At 72.6% G+C, this 18269-nt stretch carries 16 protein-coding genes; 8 read left to right on the forward strand and 8 right to left on the reverse strand.

The window, feature by feature from the left end:
- Position 1: 1 nt before the first annotated feature.
- On the reverse strand, positions 2–751 hold the full coding sequence (gene lexA / locus VKZ81_RS33595; RefSeq protein ID WP_324245781.1) for a transcriptional repressor LexA: 750 nt from the start codon (positions 749–751) through the stop codon (positions 2–4).
- A gap of 244 nt (positions 752–995) precedes the next feature.
- On the opposite strand from lexA, the gene VKZ81_RS33600 reads away from it, so the two are divergent.
- The 8 genes from VKZ81_RS33600 (at position 996) to VKZ81_RS33635 (ending at position 10294) form a co-directional block, all read left to right on the forward strand.
- Positions 996–1568: a hypothetical protein gene (locus tag VKZ81_RS33600; RefSeq protein WP_324245782.1), complete on the forward strand. Its 573-nt coding sequence runs from the start codon at positions 996–998 to the stop codon at positions 1566–1568.
- Positions 1569–1727: 159 nt separating this feature from the next.
- Positions 1728–2192 carry a transcriptional regulator NrdR gene (nrdR, locus tag VKZ81_RS33605; RefSeq protein WP_324245802.1) on the forward strand — a complete coding sequence of 155 codons (465 nt, stop codon included), beginning with the start codon at positions 1728–1730 and terminating at the stop codon, positions 2190–2192.
- A gap of 171 nt (positions 2193–2363) precedes the next feature.
- Complete coding sequence (locus VKZ81_RS33610) at positions 2364–5246, forward strand: vitamin B12-dependent ribonucleotide reductase (protein WP_324245783.1); 2883 nt, start codon at positions 2364–2366, stop codon at positions 5244–5246.
- Between the two features lie 153 nt (positions 5247–5399).
- Positions 5400–6437: an MBL fold metallo-hydrolase gene (locus VKZ81_RS33615; RefSeq protein ID WP_324245784.1), complete on the forward strand. Its 1038-nt coding sequence runs from the start codon at positions 5400–5402 to the stop codon at positions 6435–6437.
- Between the two features lie 81 nt (positions 6438–6518).
- Positions 6519–7424, forward strand: a complete 906-nt coding sequence (locus tag VKZ81_RS33620; RefSeq protein WP_324245785.1) for a right-handed parallel beta-helix repeat-containing protein — start codon at positions 6519–6521, stop codon at positions 7422–7424.
- A 155-nt stretch (positions 7425–7579) separates the two neighbouring features.
- Positions 7580–8068, forward strand: coding sequence for a DUF3145 domain-containing protein (locus VKZ81_RS33625; protein ID WP_324245786.1), 489 nt, complete (start codon positions 7580–7582; stop codon positions 8066–8068).
- Between the two features lie 127 nt (positions 8069–8195).
- Positions 8196–9659, forward strand: coding sequence for a peptide MFS transporter (locus tag VKZ81_RS33630; RefSeq protein ID WP_324245787.1), 1464 nt, complete (start codon positions 8196–8198; stop codon positions 9657–9659).
- Between the two features lie 110 nt (positions 9660–9769).
- Positions 9770–10294 carry a hypothetical protein gene (locus tag VKZ81_RS33635; RefSeq protein ID WP_324245788.1) on the forward strand — a complete coding sequence of 175 codons (525 nt, stop codon included), beginning with the start codon at positions 9770–9772 and terminating at the stop codon, positions 10292–10294.
- Positions 10295–10304: 10 nt separating this feature from the next.
- On the opposite strand, the gene VKZ81_RS33640 is transcribed toward VKZ81_RS33635, so the two are convergent.
- The 7 genes from VKZ81_RS33640 to aceE all read right to left on the reverse strand — a co-directional run.
- Positions 10305–11540 carry a beta-ketoacyl-[acyl-carrier-protein] synthase family protein gene (locus VKZ81_RS33640; RefSeq protein WP_324245789.1) on the reverse strand — a complete coding sequence of 412 codons (1236 nt, stop codon included), beginning with the start codon at positions 11538–11540 and terminating at the stop codon, positions 10305–10307.
- A gap of 27 nt (positions 11541–11567) precedes the next feature.
- The gene (locus VKZ81_RS33645) at positions 11568–11810 is read right to left on the reverse strand and encodes an acyl carrier protein (protein ID WP_324245790.1); all 243 of its coding nucleotides are present in this window, start codon (positions 11808–11810) and stop codon (positions 11568–11570) included.
- A gap of 50 nt (positions 11811–11860) precedes the next feature.
- Complete coding sequence (locus VKZ81_RS33650) at positions 11861–12856, reverse strand: beta-ketoacyl-ACP synthase III (protein ID WP_324245791.1); 996 nt, start codon at positions 12854–12856, stop codon at positions 11861–11863.
- Positions 12853–13785: an ACP S-malonyltransferase gene (locus VKZ81_RS33655; protein WP_324245792.1), complete on the reverse strand. Its 933-nt coding sequence runs from the start codon at positions 13783–13785 to the stop codon at positions 12853–12855. Before VKZ81_RS33655 ends, VKZ81_RS33650 begins: the two co-directional genes overlap by 4 nt.
- Positions 13786–13937: 152 nt before the next feature.
- The gene (locus tag VKZ81_RS33660; protein ID WP_414709542.1) at positions 13938–15191 is read right to left on the reverse strand and encodes a PucR family transcriptional regulator; all 1254 of its coding nucleotides are present in this window, start codon (positions 15189–15191) and stop codon (positions 13938–13940) included.
- Positions 15192–15325: 134 nt separating this feature from the next.
- The gene (locus VKZ81_RS33665) at positions 15326–15532 is read right to left on the reverse strand and encodes a cold-shock protein (protein WP_324245794.1); all 207 of its coding nucleotides are present in this window, start codon (positions 15530–15532) and stop codon (positions 15326–15328) included.
- Positions 15533–15779: 247 nt separating this feature from the next.
- The coding region (gene aceE, locus VKZ81_RS33670) for a pyruvate dehydrogenase (acetyl-transferring), homodimeric type (RefSeq protein WP_324245795.1) at positions 15780–18269 on the reverse strand (2490 nt) is incomplete at its 5' end.

Below are 18269 nucleotides of genomic sequence, written 5' to 3' on the forward strand. Positions count from 1 at the left end.
GTCAGAGCCTGCGCAACACCGCCACGACCCGACCGAGGATGGTGGCGTCGTCGCCGGGGATCGGGTCGTAGGCCGGGTTGGCCGGCATCAGCCAGACGTGCCCGTCGCGGCGCTTGAACGTCTTGACGGTGGCCTCGCCGTCGATCATCGCGGCGACGATCTCCCCGTTCTCGGCGACCGGCTGCTGGCGGACGACGACCCAGTCGCCGTCGGTGATGGCCGCCTCGATCATCGAGTCGCCCCGGACGTTGAGGAGGAAGAGCGTGCCTTCACCGACGATCTCGCGGGGGAGGGGGAAGACGCTCTCGACGGCCTGCTCGGCGAGGATCGGCCCACCGGCGGCGATGTTGCCCAGCAGCGGGACCATCGCCGGCTCGGGGTGCAGGTCGCGCGCCGGGGTCTCGCCCGCGTCGGCTGCGGCGTCGGCGGTGTTCTCGCCGCCCCGCACGACCTCCTCGGGGCCGCGCACGTCGACCGCCCTGGTGCGGTTCGGGTCGCGGCGCAGGTAGCCCTTCCGTTCGAGCGCGCGCAGCTGGTGGTGCACGGACGAGGTCGAGGTGAGGCCGACGGCGTCGCCGATCTCCCGGACGCTCGGCGGGTAGCCGAACCGCTCGACCCAGTCGCGGATCACCTCGAGGACCTTGCGTTGCCGCGGGGTGAGCCCCGCCGGCTCGTTCGGCGGGTCGGGGAACGTGCTCACCTGCGCGGTCCCGTCGGCGTCGCCGCCGTTGCCCGGGTGGTCCCGTGCCATCTGCTGCGCCTCCTCCTCGTGGGCGGCGCGGGCCGCCCGCCGGTGTGGGTGGTGTCGGCTGGGTGCGGCCGCCACCGTCGTCGGGTCCGACCGTAGCCTCGAACGGGCCGCTCGCCAAACACATGTTCGAACGACACGCCCGCGTTTCTCGATTCTGTCGGACCGCGGTGGTACACACTTCGCACAGACGTTCGTTCGAACACTTGTTCAGGCTGCGCCACGGCACAGGAGCGGAGGCGGCGATATGTACGAACGAAGTGGGCAGGAGCGGGGCACGGCCGTGCAGGCGGTGCGCGAGCGGCGGGTGCTGCCGCGGCGGCGCCGCTCGGCGAACGGACCCCGCCCGGTCCGGCCGCTGGTGAGCGCGGTCGCGGTCCGCCCCGCCGAGGCCGAGCGGCCGCAGGTGCCCTCCGGTGGTCGCCGGGTGCCGTTGCCGCTGCCGGGCGTGCGCACGCTGGTGCGGAGGCCGCTGCCGGTCCCGCTGCACGTCCCGCGCGGGCGCGCGCCGTTCGAGCGTCTCCGCCGCGCCCTGGCCGGGCTCGCCGTGGCGGCCGCCGCGGCCGCCGTGGTGGTCTCGCTCGGGGTGCTGGCCTCCTCCGCCGCGGCGGTCCGCGTGGCCGAGGAGGCGGTCCGCAGCCCGCAGTCGGTCGTCGTCACGGTCGGGGCCGAGCGCACCCCGTGGGAGGTCGCGCAGCGGCTCGCGCCCGGCGCCTCCGGGCCCGAGGTGGCCGCGCTCGCCGAGCGGATCGTCACCGACAACTCCCTCGGATCGGTGCCGCTGCGTCCCGGGCAGGTGCTCAGGGTGAGCTTCGGCTGACGCTACGGGGCGGTCGCGCGGTGATCTCGTCAGGTTCGTCCCGTTCGGTCGACACACCCGTACCGATTGGGGTGTCCTGCTTCCCCTGCCCCTACATGTTGTGGTTACACTCGTGTCGTTCGACAACGGGTGGGGTTCTGCAGAAGGGGGTGGGTGCCGATGCGCTGCCCGTTCTGCCGTCACTCGGACTGCCGGGTGATCGACTCCCGCGAGGTCGACGACGGTCAGGCCACCCGGCGCAGGAGGTCCTGCGCGGCGTGCGGCCGCCGGTTCACGACGGTCGAGGAGCCCGTGCTCGCCGTCGTCAAGCGCAGCGGCGTCACCGAACCCTTCAGCCGGGAGAAGGTCGTCAACGGGGTCCGGAGGGCCTGCCAGGGCCGCCCCGTCGACGAGGACGCGCTCCAGAAGCTCGCCCACCGGGTCGAGGAGTCCGTCCGCGCGGGTGGTGCGGCCGAGATCCCGAGCCACGAGGTCGGCCTCGCCATCCTCGGCCCGCTCCGCGAGTTGGACGAGGTGGCGTACCTGCGCTTCGCCAGCGTCTACAAGTCGTTCTCCTCGATCGAGGACTTCGAGAAGGAGATCTCCGACTTGCGCAGACCACCGGGCGGCGACCCGCCCGACTGACCGCCAGCCCCATCCCCATCACGACCGGACGGCAACGGCCGCCCGGTGGGTCCGGCCTGCCCGAGCGATGCCGGACGTCGTCGAAATGCACCGCCGCACATCCGCCGTACCGCAGCGATGCGCGCATCGTGGACCCCAGCCTGCCGATGCGCGCGCAATGAGAGGGAGAGCATGACCGAGACCGTCGGTGCCGCATCCGGACGCGGCAAGAAGAGCAGCGCGAAAGCGGGCAAGCAGGCGGGCCTGACCGTCGAGCGGCTCTACACCACCCCGGGGGTCCACCCGTACGACGAGGTCACCTGGGAGCGCCGCGACGTCGTCATGACCAACTGGCGCGACGGCACCGTCAACTTCGAGCAGCGCGGCGTGGAGTTCCCCGACTTCTGGTCGGTCAACGCCACGAACATCGTCACCAGCAAGTACTTCCGGGGCGCCGTCGGGTCGCCGGAGCGCGAGTCCAGCCTGAAGCAGCTGATCGACCGCGTGGTCGGCGTGTACCACCGGGCCGGTCTCGAGCACGGCTACTTCGCCACCGAGCAAGACGCGGAGATCTTCGCCCACGAGCTCACCTGGATGCTGCTGCACCAGGTGTTCAGCTTCAACTCCCCGGTGTGGTTCAACGTCGGCACGTCCAGCCCGCAGCAGGTCAGCGCGTGCTTCATCCTCTCCGTGGACGACACCATGGAGTCGATCCTGAACTGGTACCGCGAGGAAGGGCTGATCTTCAAGGGCGGTTCCGGCGCCGGGCTCAACCTCTCCCGCATCCGCTCCTCCAGGGAGCTGCTCTCCTCCGGCGGCACCGCCTCGGGCCCGGTGTCGTTCATGCGCGGGGCGGACGCGAGCGCGGGCACCATCAAGTCCGGCGGCGCCACCCGGCGGGCGGCCAAGATGGTCGTGCTCGACGTCGACCACCCCGACATCGAGGAGTTCGTCGAGACCAAGGCCAAGGAGGAGCAGAAGATCCGCGTCCTGCGCGACGCGGGCTTCGACATGGACCTCGGCGGCGCCGACATCACCTCGGTGCAGTACCAGAACGCCAACAACTCGGTGCGCGTGAGCGACGAGTTCATGCGCGCCGTCGAGAACGACGAGGAGTTCGGGCTGCGCGCCCGGCTCACCGGCGAGGTCATCGAGCGGGTGCCGGCGCGGGCGCTGTTCCGCAAGATCGCGCAGGCGGCGTGGGAGTGCGCCGACCCGGGCATCCAGTACGACGACACGATCAACGACTGGCACACCTGCCCCGAGTCGGGCCGCATCACCGCGTCCAACCCGTGCTCGGAGTACATGCACCTGGACAACTCCAGCTGCAACCTCGCGTCGCTCAACCTGCTGAAGTTCCTCGGTGACGACGGCCAGTTCGACGCCGTGCGGTTCCAGAAGGCGGTCGAGCTGATCATCACGGCGATGGACATCTCCATCTGCTTCGCCGACTTCCCGACCGAGGCGATCGCCGAGACCACCCGCAAGTTCCGCCAGCTGGGCATCGGCTACGCCAACCTCGGCGCGCTGCTGATGGCCACCGGCCACGCCTACGACTCCGACGGCGGCCGGGCGCTCGCGGCGTCGATCACCTCCCTGATGACCGGTGCGGCCTACAAGCGTTCGGCGGAGCTGGCGGGCGTCGTCGGCCCGTACGAGGGCTACGCCCGCAACGCCGAGGCCCACCAGCGGGTCATGCGCAAGCACGCCGCCGCCAACGACGACGTGCGCACGCTGGTCGCGAGCGCGCCGGTGCACAAGCTCGCCACCAAGGTGTGGCAGGAGTGCCTGCAGATCGGCGCCCGCAACGGCTGGCGCAACGCGCAGGCCTCGGTGCTCGCCCCCACCGGCACGATCGGCCTGATGATGGACTGCGACACCACCGGCATCGAGCCCGACCTCGCGCTGGTCAAGTTCAAGAAGCTGGTCGGCGGCGGCTCGATGCAGATCGTCAACCAGACGGTGCCGCGGGCCCTGGCCAAGCTCGGCTACCAGCCCGAGCAGATCGAGGCGATCGTCGAGTACGTCGGCGAGCACGGCCACGTCGTCGACGCCCCCGGGCTGCGCCCGGAGCACTACGAGGTGTTCGACTGCGCCATGGGGGAGCGGTCCATCTCCCCCATGGGGCACGTGCGGATGATGGCCGCGGTCCAGCCGTTCCTGTCCGGCGCGATCTCCAAGACGGTGAACATGCCGGAGTCGGCCACCGTCGAGGACGTCGAGAAGATCTACATGGAGGGCTGGAAGCTCGGCCTGAAGGCCCTCGCCATCTACCGCGACAACTGCAAGGTCGGGCAGCCGCTGTCGGCGGGCAAGGAGGCCCGCAAGAGCGAGTCGGCCGAGGGCGAGAACACCAAGGTCGTGGTCGAGTCGCGCCCGGTCCGCCGCAGGCTGCCGAAGAAGCGGCCCAGCCAGACGATCTCGTTCACCGTCGGCGGCGCCGAGGGTTACCTCACCGCGGGCTCCTACCCCGACAACGGCCTCGGCGAGATCTTCGTCAAGCTCGGCAAGCAGGGATCCACGCTCGCCGGCGTGATGGACGCGTTCTCCATGTCGATCTCGGTGGGCCTGCAGTACGGCATCCCGCTGGAGTTCTACGTCTCGAAGTTCGCCAACCTGCGCTTCGAGCCGGCGGGCATGACCGACGACCCGGACATCCGGATCGCCACGAGCGTGCTCGACTACCTGTTCCGCAGGCTCGCGCTCGACTACCTGCCGTACGAGAAGCGCGCCGAGCTGGGCATCTTCTCGGCCGAGGAGCGGGCGGCGCAGGTCACGGGCGCCGACTACGGGGCCGGGTTCGGCGAGGTCGACGTCGAGGCGCTGCGGTCCTCGGTCGACGCCGCCCCCACCACGGACACCGGCAAGGAGGCCGGCAGGGCCGAGGGCAAGGAGGCCGCGTCGAAGGCCGAGGCCCCGGCACCTGCCGAGGTGGGTAGCTCCACCGAGCTGTTGGAGCTGCGTCTCGGCAAGGCCGCCGACGCGCCGCTGTGCATGACCTGCGGCACCAAGATGCGCCCGGCCGGGTCCTGCTACGTCTGCGAGGGCTGCGGCTCCACCAGCGGCTGCAGCTGATCCACCCACGCCGAGGGGGTCGACCGCACCGGTCGGCCCCCTCGGCGCGTCGGCCCGCTTCCCGCGCCGCGGCGGGGCTGTGCAACTCGCCACTCCCGCGTGCACGTCCGTCACGGCGACGTAGCGTGTCGAGGCGTAGCGGGAGGAGGGCGTGTGATCGTCGACGATGACCCGGCGGGTGACTGGACGGCTCCAGGGGTGTACCGCTGCGCCCCCGGCGTGTACCGGATCCCGCTCCCGCTGCCGAACGACGGGCTGCGCGCGGTCAACGTCTACGCGCTGGCCGACGGCGCCGGGCTGACGCTGGTCGACGCCGGGTGGGCGCTCGCCCAGTCCCGGGAGGCGCTCGCCAAGGCCCTGGCCGAGCTCGGCGCGGGGCTGGGTGACGTGCGCCGGTTCCTCGTCACCCACGTCCACCGCGACCACTACACGCAGGCGGTGGTGCTGCGGCGGGAGTTCGGCACGCGGGTCGCGCTGGGCCGCGGGGAGCAACCCGGTCTCGAGGAGCTCGCGCTGCCGCGCCGGGAACGCCGCCGCCAGCTGGACCAGCTGCGGCGGGCGGGCGCGGGCGCGATCGTCCGCCAGCTCGAGCGGATGGCGCCGCCGGACGGCCCCAACGAGTACGAGTTCCCCGACGAGTGGATCGACGACGGCGCGCGCATCGTCGTCGGCGCGGGCGAGCCGGACCAGCGGGTGCTGGAGGCCGTCGCGACACCGGGGCACACCCGCGGCCACGTCGTGTTCGCCGACCCGGCGGCCGAGCTGCTGTTCTCCGGCGACCACGTGCTCCCGCGGATCACACCGTCGCTCGGGCTGGAGCCCGCGCCGCGGCAGAGCCCGCTCACCGACTTCCTCACCTCGCTGGAGCTGGTGCGCTCCCGGCCCGACGCCGCGCTGCTGCCCGCGCACGGCCCGACCGGGATGCGGGTGCACCAGCGGGTGGACGAGCTGATCGCCCACCACGCGAAACGGCTCGACGCCACCCTCGCGGCCGTGCAGGACGGCCGCTCGACCGCCTTCGAGGTGGCCGAGGTGCTGCTGTGGACCCGGCGCGACACCCCGTTCGCCGAGCTCGACCTGTTCAACCGGATGCTCGCCACCATCGAGACCTCCGCGCACCTCGAGGTGCTCGCCGAGCGCGAGCTCGTCACGGCCGAGGACCGCGACGGCATACGGCACTACACAACGTGATAACGATTCACTCCGCGTAGGACCGACTCCACCGACGTCGCGCCCATCCGGACGTACCCTTTGCGCCATGAAGAGGCGGCCATGAGGCGGACGGCGGGGCAGGCGATCGCCCGCGCCGGCCTCGGGTTCGCCACGTGCGTGCTCGCCGTCGCCGGCGTGGTGGTCGCGACCGAGGGCTCGACGTTCCCGGCGCTCGACCCACCGATGGTGGCGCTCGCGCCTGCGGCCACGGCGCTGGAGTGCGCCGCGGCGGGCCCGTACCGCGCGCCGGAGCGCGGAAGCGTCGGCGTGCCGGACGGCCTGCGGCTGTGCCCGACGGCGGCGCGGACGATCACGACGCCGGGTGTCGTCCTGGACGGGTGGGAGATCCGCGGTGGGCTCGTCGTGGACGCCCCCGAGGTGGTCGTGCGCCGCAGCAGGGTCATCGGCGACGGCACGCAGCCGTTCGGCATCGTCACCACCCCCAACGGCTCGGTCCGGATCGAGGACGTCACGCTGACCGGGGACTTCCCGCAGGCCGCCATCGGCGGGGACCGGTGGAGCGGCGAGCGGGTGGAGATCGCCCGCGTCACCGGCGACGGCGCGTGGCTCGGCGAGTCCGCGCGGCTGCGCAACAGCACCGTGCACGACTTCGCCACGCCGCCCGGCCGGGAGGCCTCGGCGCTGGTGGTCCGGGGGAGCGGGCGCGACGTGCTCGTCGAGGACAACCAGGTCGACGTCGGCAGCGGGCCGGGGCGGGCCGCCGCCGTGCTGCTCGACCCCGACCGGGGCGCGGCACGGGACGAGGGCCCCATCCTGATCCGGGGCAACGTGCTCGGGGGTGGGCGCTACACGCTGCGCGAGGACGAGCTCGGCGCCCCGGCGGACGTGCGGATCAGCGGCAACCGGTTCCGCCGCGACGCGGCGGAGGCGCCGCTGCGGGTGTCGCGGCGCGCCGTGCTGGAGGACAACAGCTACCTCGACGGCGCGGGGCTGCCCGACTGGTGAGCCGTCCACCGCCGCGACCCGCCCGCACGGCGTGTCGCGTTTGGACGTGTCGCGCCCGAGCGGGCAAACTGATCACTCACAACCGAGATCGGCGGGCCTGACGCGCGCACGAGGACGTAGGGGAAGACGTTCCTCGTCGACGTTGGAGGTCTGCAGTGAACGCACGCGGCGTGGTTTTCATCCATTCGTCGCCAACTGCGGTCTGCCCGCACGTCGAGTGGGCGATTTCCGGCGTGCTCGGTACCAAGGTCTCGCTGCAGTGGTCTCCCCAACCCGCCGCCCCCGGGCAATTGCGCGCCGAGTGCAGTTGGACCGGACCGGCGGGCAGCGGTGGTGCGCTGGCGGGGGCGCTGCGGGCGTGGCCGATGCTGCGGTTCGAGGTCACCGAGGAACCCAGCCCGGGGGTCGACGGCGAGCGGTTCTGCCACGTGCCCAACCTGGGCCTGTGGAACGGCCGCACCAGCGCCAACGGCGACATCGTGGTGGGGGAGGACCGGCTGCGCAGCCTGCTGGCCGAGGTCCCGGCGAGCCGCCTCGCCGGGCGGGTGCACGAGCTGCTCGGCTCGGCCTGGGACGACGCCCTCGAGCCGTTCCGGCTGGCCGGGGACGGGGCCGCCGGAACGCTGCTTCACCAGGTCGGGTGACGACCGGGCCGCCCGGGCGGGCACGGCGCCCCGCCGGGCGGCACTGTTTCGTTTCGGCACCTAGCCTGCTCCCGTGACGCGGCGGGGCGATCCCCCGTCGGTCCTGCGAGAGCGGAAGGGGGCAGCGGTGACCGGGACCGCGCAGCCCGCCGGCGTGCCGGACCGGACCGTGTTCGGCCACCCGATCGGGCTCACCAACCTGTTCGGCGTCGAGCTGTGGGAGCGGTTCTCGTTCTACGGGATGCTCCTCATCCTGGGCTACTACCTCTACTACAGCCTGGAGGAGGGCGGCCTCGGCCTGCCGCAGGCCACCGCGACCGGCATCGTGGGCGCCTACGGCGGCACCGTCTACCTCAGCACGGTGCTGGGCGGGTGGCTCGCCGACCGGGTGCTCGGCATGGAGCGCATGGTTTTCTACGGCGGCGTCGTCGTCATGCTGGGCCACCTCGCGCTCGCCGTGCTGCCGGGCCTGTCCGGGGTCGCGGCCGGGCTCGTGCTCGTCGCCCTGGGCAGCGGGGCGCTGAAGGCCAACGCGTCGTCGCTGCTCGGCACCCTCTACGCGAAGGGCGATCCGCGCGCCGACGGCGGGTTCACGCTGTTCTACCTGGGGATCAACCTCGGGGCGTTCGTCGGGCCGCTCGTCACCGGCCTGCTGCAGGACAACATCGGGTTCCACGTCGGGTTCGGGGCGGCGGCCGTCGGCATGGCGCTCGGCCTCGCCCAGTACGCCGCGTTCCGCCGCAACCTCGGCGCCGCGGGCAAGCACGCGCCCAACCCGCTGCCGCCCGCCGCGCGCCCGAAGGCGATCGGCACAGGGGTCGCGATCGTCGTGGTGGTGGCCGTCGTGGCGCTCACCGGCGTGGTGACGCTCGCCGCCCTGCCCCGCGCGATCAGCGCGGTGCTGGTGCTCGCCTCGATCGCCTACTTCGCCACGATGCTCACGAGCTCGAAGGTGACGCAGGGCGAGCACACCAAGGTGCGCGCCTACATCCCGCTGTTCGTCGCGAACGTCGCGTTCTGGTCGCTGTTCCAGCAGATCTTCACGGTGCTCGCGGTGTACTCCGACGAGCGGATGAACTGGAACATCTTCGGCTGGACCGCGCCCTCGTCCTGGATCGGCTCCCTCGAGCCGATCTGGATCATCATCCTGTCCCCGGTGTTCGCGGCGATGTGGACGCGGCTGGACCGGCGGGCGCCGTCGACCCCGCGCAAGTTCGCCTACGGGGTGATCGGCATGGGCGTCGCGTTCCTCGCCTTCCTGATCTTCGCGGGCGGCACCGGGCGCAGCACGCCCGCGCTCGCCGTGCTCGTGATCCTCGGCCTGTTCGCGGTGTCCGAGCTGCTGCTGTCACCGATCGGGCTGTCGGTCACCACGAAGCTCGCCCCCGAGGCGTTCCGGGCCCAGATGATGGCCCTGTACTTCTTCTCGGTCGGCCTCGGGACGTCGCTGTCCGGGGTGCTCGCGCAGTTCTACTCGGTGGACGCCGAGTTCGCCTACTTCGGTGTGAACGGCCTGGTGGTGATCGTGATCGGGCTCGTCGTGCTCGCGATCAGCCCGTGGATCTCCCGGCACATGGAGGGCGTGCACTAGCGGGTCCGCACCCCGACACGCCGTGGTTTGGCCGGTCCGGGCCGCGCCGGGCACACTGATCGTCGATCAACCCGGAGGGGGTGTGCGGTGGGCGCGAGCGGCGTGGCCCGGTGACGCGGACGGTGGCGACGGCCGTCGGTGTCGTCCTCGCGGCGATCGTGGTGGTGGGCGGCGCCGTGGCGCTCGCGTCGCGCGACGGCCTCGAGCCACCGGAGGTGCCGGCCGAGGGGGTCGGGCCGAGCGAGGTGGAGCTGTCCCCCGACGCGGCGGCCGACCCGGACGGGGAGGCGGTGCGCGCTCAGCTGCAGCGCCACTACGACGCCATCAACGGCCGCGACTACGAGCTGTGGCGCACCACGGTGGTGCCGGAGCGGGCCGAGGCGCTCGGCGAGGAGGAGTGGCTCGAGGCCTACGCGACGACCCGGGACGGGTCGATCCGCGTCGACCGCATCGACCGCGACCCCGACGGGACGTTGCTGGTGCGGGTGCGGTTCATCAGCAGCCAGGCGGTGGAGAAGGCCCCGCCGGACCTGCCGGCCACCCGCATCTGTTGGCGCTCCACGCTGCCGATGCGCGGAACGCCGCCCCTGATCGACCTGACCGGGGGCGGCAGTTCCGCGCGTGAGAGGTGCTGAGCCCGCGCCGCTAGGCCTTCGTGAAGGTGAGCGCGGCGTTGTGGCCGCCGAAGCCGAACGAGTCGCAGACCGCGGCCTGCAGGTCGACCTTGCGCGGCTCACCGGCCACCACGTCGAGCTCCACGCCGGGGTCGAGCTCGTCGAGGTTGAGCGTGGCCGGGATGATCCCCTCCTTGACCGAGAGGACCGTGATGATGCTCTCGACCGCGCCGGCCGCCCCGACGAGGTGACCGAAGGAGCTCTTCGGCGCGGTGAGCACCGGGTGGTCACCGAGGGCCTTGCGCACGGCCCGGGTCTCGCCCACGTCACCAGCCACCGTGGAGGTGGCGTGGCAGTTCACGTGGCCGACGTCGGTGGGCTCGAGCCCGGCGTCGCGCACCGCCTTGGCGATCGCCCGCGACTGCCCGATGCCCTCGGGCTCCGGCCCGGTGATGTGGTAGGCGTCGGCGGTCAGCCCGGCGCCGGCGAGGCGGGCGTGGACCGCGGCGCCGCGCGCGGCCGCGAACTCGGCCCGCTCCAGCACCATGACCCCGGCGCCCTCCCCGAGCACGAACCCGTCGCGCTGGGTGTCGAACGGCCGGGAGGCGCGCTCCGGCTCGTCGTTGCGCTGCGACAGCGTGCGCGATTGCGCGAACCCGGCGACCGTCAGCTGGGTGATGCAGGCCTCCGCGCCGCCGGCGATGACGACGTCCAGCTCGCCGTTGCGCATCAGCATGAGCGCCCAGGCCAGTGCCTCCGCCCCGGTGGCGCACGCCGAGACCGGCGCGTGCACGCCGCCCTGGGCGCCGAACTCGAGGCTGATCCACGCGGCGGGCCCGTTCGGCATCAGCATCGGCACCGTCAGCGGGGAGACCTTGCGCAGACCCTCGGACTCGAGCAGGTCGTCCTGCGCGAGCAGGGTGGTGACGCCGCCGATGCCGGTGCCCACCACCACGCCGAGCCGCACCGGGTCCACCTCGGGCGACCCGGCGTCCGCCCACGCCTCCTTGGCGGCGACGAGGGCCAGCTGTTCCACCCGGTCCAGCCGGCGGGCCTGCACCCGAGGCAGGACCTCGCTGGGCTCGACGGCCAGCGGCGCGCCGATCCGCACCGGCAGGTCGTACCGGTCGATCCAGTCGAAGTCGCGGTCGATCCGCCGGACCCCCGAACGGCCGCTGAGCATGCCCTCCCAGGTCGATGCGACGTCCCCACCGAGCGGGGTCGTCGCGCCGAGCCCGGTGATGACGACCTCGACCTCAGAGCTCATGATCCCTCCCGGTCCCGCCGCAGCGGGTCACTGGTTCTTCGCGATGTAGTCGACGGCGTCGGCGACGGTCTTGAGCTCGGCGAGCTGGTCGTCGGGGATCTTCACGCCGAACTTGTCCTCGGCCTGCACGGCGATCTCCACCATCGACAGCGAGTCGATGTCCAGGTCGTCGACGAACGACTTCTCCGGCGTCACCTCGGCGGTGTCGATGCCGGCGACCTCCTCGACGATCTCGGCGAGCCCGCTGAGGATCTCGTTGTTGTCGGCCACGGTGTTCTCTCCTTCTTCTGGGGTCGTGGACTGGGAAGAGCGAGGGGATCCTAGGGGCAGATGACGACCTGCGCCGCGAAGGACAGGCCCGCGCCGAAGCCGGCGAGCAGCACGACGTCCCCCGACCGCAGGCGCCCGTCGGCCCGCATGTGGTCCATGGCGAGCGGGATCGACGCCGACGAGGTGTTCCCCGAGTGCACGATGTCGTCGGCGACGACCATGTCCTCGCGGGCACCCTCCTTGCGCAGCCGCTTGGCCACGGCGTCGACGATGCGCAGGTTGGCCTGGTGGGGCACGAACACGTCGATGTCGGCGGGCTCGAGCCCGGCGGCCTCGACCGCCTTCAGCGCTACCGGCGCGATCTTGGTGGTGGCCCAGCGGAAGACCGCCTGCCCCTCCTGGAACAGGGCGTTCGTGTCGGGCTTGATGTGGATGGTCTGGGCCATGTCGCCCGCGCTGCCCCACGTGAGCGGGCCGACGCCGACCGACTCGTCGTCGGTCGCCGGGCCCAGCACCGCGGCGCCCGCCCCGTCGGCGAAGATGATCGCGGTGGAGCGGTCGGTCCAGTCCACCCAGTCCGACAGCTTCTCCGCGCCGATCACCAGCACGTGGCGCGACGACCCGGCGCGCACCAGGTCGGCGGCCGTGCCGACGCCGTAGCAGAAGCCGGCGCACGCGGCGTTGAGGTCGAACGCGCCCGGCGCGGGGATGCCGATCCGGTCCGCGGTCTGCGCGGCGGCGTTCGGGATGCCGTTGGGCATCGTGCAGGTCGCGACGATCACCGTGTCGATCTCGGTGGGCGCGAGCCCCGAGTCCTTCACGGCGCGGGCGCCCGCCTCGGCGGCCATGTCGACCAGCAGCGTGCCCTCCTCGGCGATCCGGCGGCTCCGGATGCCCACCCGCTCGCGGATCCACTGGTCGTTGGTGTCCATCCGCTGCGCGAGGTCGTCGTTGGTGACGACGTTCTCCGGCTGCGTGCTGCCCAGGCCGAGGAGCCGGGCGCCGGCAACCGGCGGGGCGGTCCGGAGCTTCTTGGTGCGCGTCACGTGTCGGCTCCCGCGTGTTCGGTGATGAGGTCGACGGCCTTGTCGAGGTCGTCGGGCGTCTTGAGGGCCAGCGTCGCCGTGCCCTTGAGGTCGCGCTTGACGAGGCCGACCAGCGTGCCGGCGGGCGGCAGCTCGATCACGGCCGTGACGCCGAGCTCGCGCAGGCGGGCCATGCAGGCGTCCCAGCGCACCGGGCGGGTGACCTGGGCGACGAGCCTGCGCAGCGCCTCCCCGCCGTCGGTGACGACCGCGCCGTCGGCGTTCGACAACAGCGGCCGCACCGGATCGGCCGGGGTGACCTTCTCGGCGTGGGCGCGCATGGCCTCCTCGGCGGGCGCCATGAACCGGGTGTGGAACGCGCCGGCCACCGGGAGCGGGATCACCCTCGCCCGCTCCGGCGGGGCGGCCGCGAGCTCGGCGAGCGCGGCCTGCGGTCCGGCCGCGACGACCTGACCGGCCCCGTTGCGGTTGGCCGGGTCCAATCCCAGCTCGGCGAGCTTCGCCAGCACCTCGTCGGGTTTCCCACCGAGCACCGCGCTCATGCCCGTCGGGGCGAGCGCGCACGCGGCGGCCATCTCGCGGCCGCGCACGGCGGCGAGCGACACGGCCGCGTCCGGGGTCAGCACCTCGGCGACCGCGGCCGCGGCCAGCTCCCCGACGGAGTGGCCCGCGGCGGGCGCGGCGGCGGGAAGCGACACGCGGTCGGTGAGGCGGGCCGCGGCGAGCAGCGCGCCCGCCACCACCAGCGGCTGCGTGACGGCGGTGTCCTTGATCTCGTCGGCGTCGGCGGTGGTGCCGAGCCTGCGCAGGTCGAGACCGGTGGCGTCGGACCATCGGGCGAGCGTCTCCTCGGCCGCGGGGTCGTCGAGCCACGGGGCGAGCATGCCCGGGGTCTGGGATCCCTGGCCGGGTGCGAGCAGGGCGATCACAGAGCCAGGAAACCGGGGACCGGGGTGCGACCGGAATGCGTCGCGCGCACCAACTCCCGGGAGGGGTTTTGGAGGTTTCCTCCAAAGACCTCGACCCCAAGATCGGGGTACGGCCGGTGTCGACGCCCGTCGGATTGTTGGATCTGCCCAGCTCAGGACGGCGTGTCGAGGGAGTGGAGCCGCCACAGGAGCAGCGCGATGCGCAGCACGAACGCGTCGCGCGGGTCGGTCGGGCGCAGCCCGGTGAGCTCGCTCACCCGGCGCAGCCGGTACCGCACGGTGTTGGGGTGCACGAACAGCGCCCGCGCGCACGCCTCGAGCGCGTTGCCGCTCTCCAGGAACGCCGCGAGCGTCACGAGCAGCTCCCCGCCCGCCGCGACCACCGGCTCGATCGCGGTCGCGACCAGCTTGCGGTGGGCGACGGCGTCGCCGGCGAGGGCGCGCTCGGGCAGCAGGTCGTCGGCGAGCACCGGGCGCGGGGCGTCCGGGCGCGCCGGGGCCGCGCGCAGGCCGGCGAGGGCGTCGCGGGCGCTCGCGTGGGCGCCGGGCAGGTCGTCGGCCCGCGGCCCCACGACCACCGGGCCCGGTCCGAACGCCTCGACGACCGTGCCGATGTCGCCGCCGGTGTCGAGGCCCGGCGGCTCGGACAGCAGCACCACGAGGCGGTTGCCCTGCACCCCGACCAGCACCGACTGCCCGGAGCGGTCGGCCTCCCGCCGCAGCTCCGACAGCAGCTCCTCGTGCGCCTCCGGCGCGGGGCTGCCCACGACGACGCGCAGCGGCTCGGTGGGGTCCCAGCCGAGCGCGGACGCGCGCGAGACCAGGCCGTCGACCCAGCTGCGCACCGTGCTGCCGGACTCGGCGCCGGGCCCGCGGACCACCGCGTCGACGACCAGCGCCTCGACGCGGGCGTCCCACGCGCCCCGGCTCTCCGCCTCGCCCGCGTACACGGTCGCGGCGGCGAACGCGATCTCCCGGCCGAACCGCAGAACGCCTTCGACGAGCGCCCGCCGCTCGGCCTCGTCGGCCGCGAGCGGCGGCAGGTGCTCCTCGAAGACCTCGGTCGCGATGCGGACGAGGTCGACGGTCTGCGACAGCGTCAGCCGGCGCGCGAGATCGCGCGGTGCGATGCGGAACGCCTCGGCGGTGAGCCGGGGCGCCCCGTGGGCGTCCCCGGCCCCGCCCTTGCCCATCCAGGCCACGAAGTTGGCCACGCCGGTCTGCGTGACCAGCTGGATGCCTGCCCGCAGATCCGCCGACAGGCGAGCGAACCACGGTTGACGCTGCGCCATGGCCGCGAGGCACGCGGCGGCCAGGTCGCCCGCGGCCAGTTCGAGCTTGCGCAAGGTGGCCGGGGACACCCCGGACGACGCCCGCGTCCCGTCATCGGTCACGCGGGGCAGCATCGCACGGCGCGCTGCCGTGGGGGTGACCGTGGATCAACGGGCCCGTGGCCCGGAACTCTTCCCGGAGCGTCAAGCGCTCCCGGGACGGAAGGGGTCGACCGGCGCCACCGCGCCGGGACCCGGGATGACGGCTCTCAGCTGAGCGGAGTGACCTTGCTGGCCTGCGGACCCTTCTGACCCTGCTCGATGTCGAACGACACGCGCTGCCCCTCGTCGAGGCTCTTGTACCCGTTGGTCTGGATCGCCGAGTAGTGCACGAAAACGTCCGCGCCACCACCGTCAGGAGCGAGGAAGCCGTAGCCCTTCTCGCTGTTGAACCACTTGACGGTGCCCTCTGCCATTCCTGCTCTCCTCGTACCTGTGCCGGGGCACTGCCCCCGGCCTCGCGCCGCCTGGCGCGAACGCTCCGCGCCCCGGTCGGGACACCGTCTGCGATCACCCGCTGTCGGCGTCGGGGCGGAGCGTATCGTGTTCGGGCCTCCCTGCCGAGAGTCAATGACCAGTGATTTTCCGGCAAATGCGAAGCGGGGAGCCTCGTTCCGTCCCCCGGAAGGGCGGAAAACGCGGCTCCCCGCTGCTCGCGTGCTCTCAGGCCACGCCGCTGTCGCTGGTCTGCGGCCCGGCCGCCTGCGGGTCGTCGATGCGGTACTTCGCGGCGGCCTCGGCCACGGCCGCGCGGTCGAACTCCCCGCGCGAGGCCAGGGTCGCGAGCGCGGCGACCGTGATCGACTCGGCGTCGACGTTGAAGTGCCGCCGCACCGCGGGCCGGGTGTCGGACAGTCCGAACCCGTCGGTGCCGAGGCTGGCGAACGGCGCCGGCACCCACTGGCGCACCAGGTCGGGCAGCGCGCGCATCCAGTCCGAGGTCGCGACGACCGGGGCGTCCCCGGCCAGCGCCTCGCTGATGTAGGGGACGCGCGGCTCGGCGTCGGGGTGCAGGAGGTTGTGCCGCTCGCACTCGACGCCGTCGCGGCGCAGCTCCCCCCACGACGTCACCGACCAGACCTCGGCGCCCACGCCCCACTGCTCGGCGAGCAGGTCGCGGGCCCGCAGCGCCCACGGCACCGCGACGCCCGAGGCGAGCAGTCGAACCTGCGGCCCCTCGCTGCGCGGGCTGGCCGCGTAGCGGTAGATGCCGCGCAGCAGCCCCTCGACGTCGAGGTCCTCCGGCTCGGCCGGCTGGACGTAGGGCTCGTTGTAGACGGTGAGGTAGTAGATGACGTTCTCCGGGTCCTCACCGACCATGCGGCGCAGCCCGTCCTTGACGATGTGCGCCACCTCGTACGAGAACGCCGGGTCGTAGGCCACGACCGCCGGGTTGGTCGCCGCGAGCAGCTGCGAGTGCCCGTCGTTGTGCTGCAGGCCCTCGCCGGTGAGCGTGGTCCGCCCCGCCGTGGCGCCGATGAGGAACCCGCGGGCCATCTGGTCGGCCGCGGCCCAGATCGAGTCGCCGGTCCGCTGGAACCCGAACATCGAGTAGAACACGTAGACCGGGATCATCGGTTCGCCGTGCGTGGCGTACGAGGTGCCCGCCGCGGTGAACGAGCCGACCGACCCCGCCTCGTTGATGCCCTCGTGCAGCAGCTGCCCCTGCTCGGACTCGCGGTAGGCGAGCAGCTGGGAGGCGTCCACGGACGTGTACTGCTGGCCGTGCGGGTTGTAGATCTTCTGGGTCGGGAACATCGAGTCCATCCCGAACGTGCGCGCCTCGTCCGGGATGATCGGCACGAACCGCGGGCCGATCTCGGGGTCCTTCACCAGCTCGCGCAGCAGCCGGACGAACGCCATCGTGGTGGCGACCTCCTGCTTGCCCGAGCCCTTGCGGATCACCTCGTAGACCTTGTCGCCGGGCAGCACCAGCGCCTTCGACCTGGTCCGCCGCTCGGGCACCGGCCCGCCGAGGGCGCGCCTGCGCTCGCGCATGTACTGGATCGCCGGGTCGTCCTCGCCGGGGTGGTAGTACGGCGGGAGGTAGGGGTTCTCCTCCAGCGCGGCGTCGGAGATCGGGATCCGCTGCTCGTCGCGGAACTGCTTGAGGTCGGCCAGCGAGAGCTTCTTCATCTGGTGGGTGGCGTTGCGCCCGGCGAAGCTCGGGCCCACGCCGTAGCCCTTGATGGTCTTGGCGAGGATCACCGTGGGCTGGCCGTGGTGCTCCATCGCCGCCGCGTACGCCGCGTAGACCTTGCGGTAGTCGTGGCCACCGCGTTTGAGGTTCCAGATCTGCTCGTCGGTCATCGGCTCGACGAGCGCCTTCGTGCGCGGGTCGCGGCCGAAGAAGTGCTCGCGGACGTACCCGCCGTCGTTGGCCTTGTAGGTCTGGTAGTCGCCGTCGGGCGTCTGGTTCATCAGGTTGATGAGCGCGCCGTCGCGGTCGGCGTGCAGCAGCGCGTCCCACTCGCGACCCCAGATCACCTTGATGACGTTCCAGCCCGCCCCGCGGAAGAACGCCTCGAGCTCCTGGATGATCTTGCCGTTGCCGCGCACCGGGCCGTCAAGGCGCTGAAGGTTGCAGTTCACCACGAAGGTGAGGTTGTCGAGGCTCTGGTTGGCGGCAAGCTGCAGCATGCCGCGGCTCTCCGGCTCGTCCATCTCGCCGTCGCCGAGGTACGCCCACATGTGCTGCTGGTCGGTTTCTTTGATGCCGCGGTTGTGCATGTAGCGGTTGGTCCAGGCCTGATAGATGGCCGACGCCGGGCCGAGGCCCATCGACACCGTCGGGAACTCCCACAGGTCGGGCATGAGGCGCGGGTGCGGGTAGCTGCTGAGGCCGCGACCGGGGCCAGACTTTTCCTGGCGGAACGAGTCGAGGTCGTCGGCCGTGAGGCGACCCTCGATGAACGCGCGGGCGTAGACGCCGGGAGCAGCGTGCCCCTGGAAGTACACCTGGTCTCCACCGCCGGGGTGGTCCTTGCCGCGGAAGAAGTGGTTGAACCCGACCTCGTACTGCGCCGCTGCGGAGGCGTACGAGCCGATGTGGCCACCGGTGCCGCGTTCGACGTTGGTGCGGTGCACCATCACGGCCGCGTTCCAGCGGATGTAGGCCCGGATGCGGCGCTCGAGGTGCTCGTCCCCGGGGAA

Origin of the sequence: Pseudonocardia sp., from assembly GCF_035305885.1 — a bacterium.
Lineage (GTDB): Bacteria > Actinomycetota > Actinomycetes > Mycobacteriales > Pseudonocardiaceae > Pseudonocardia.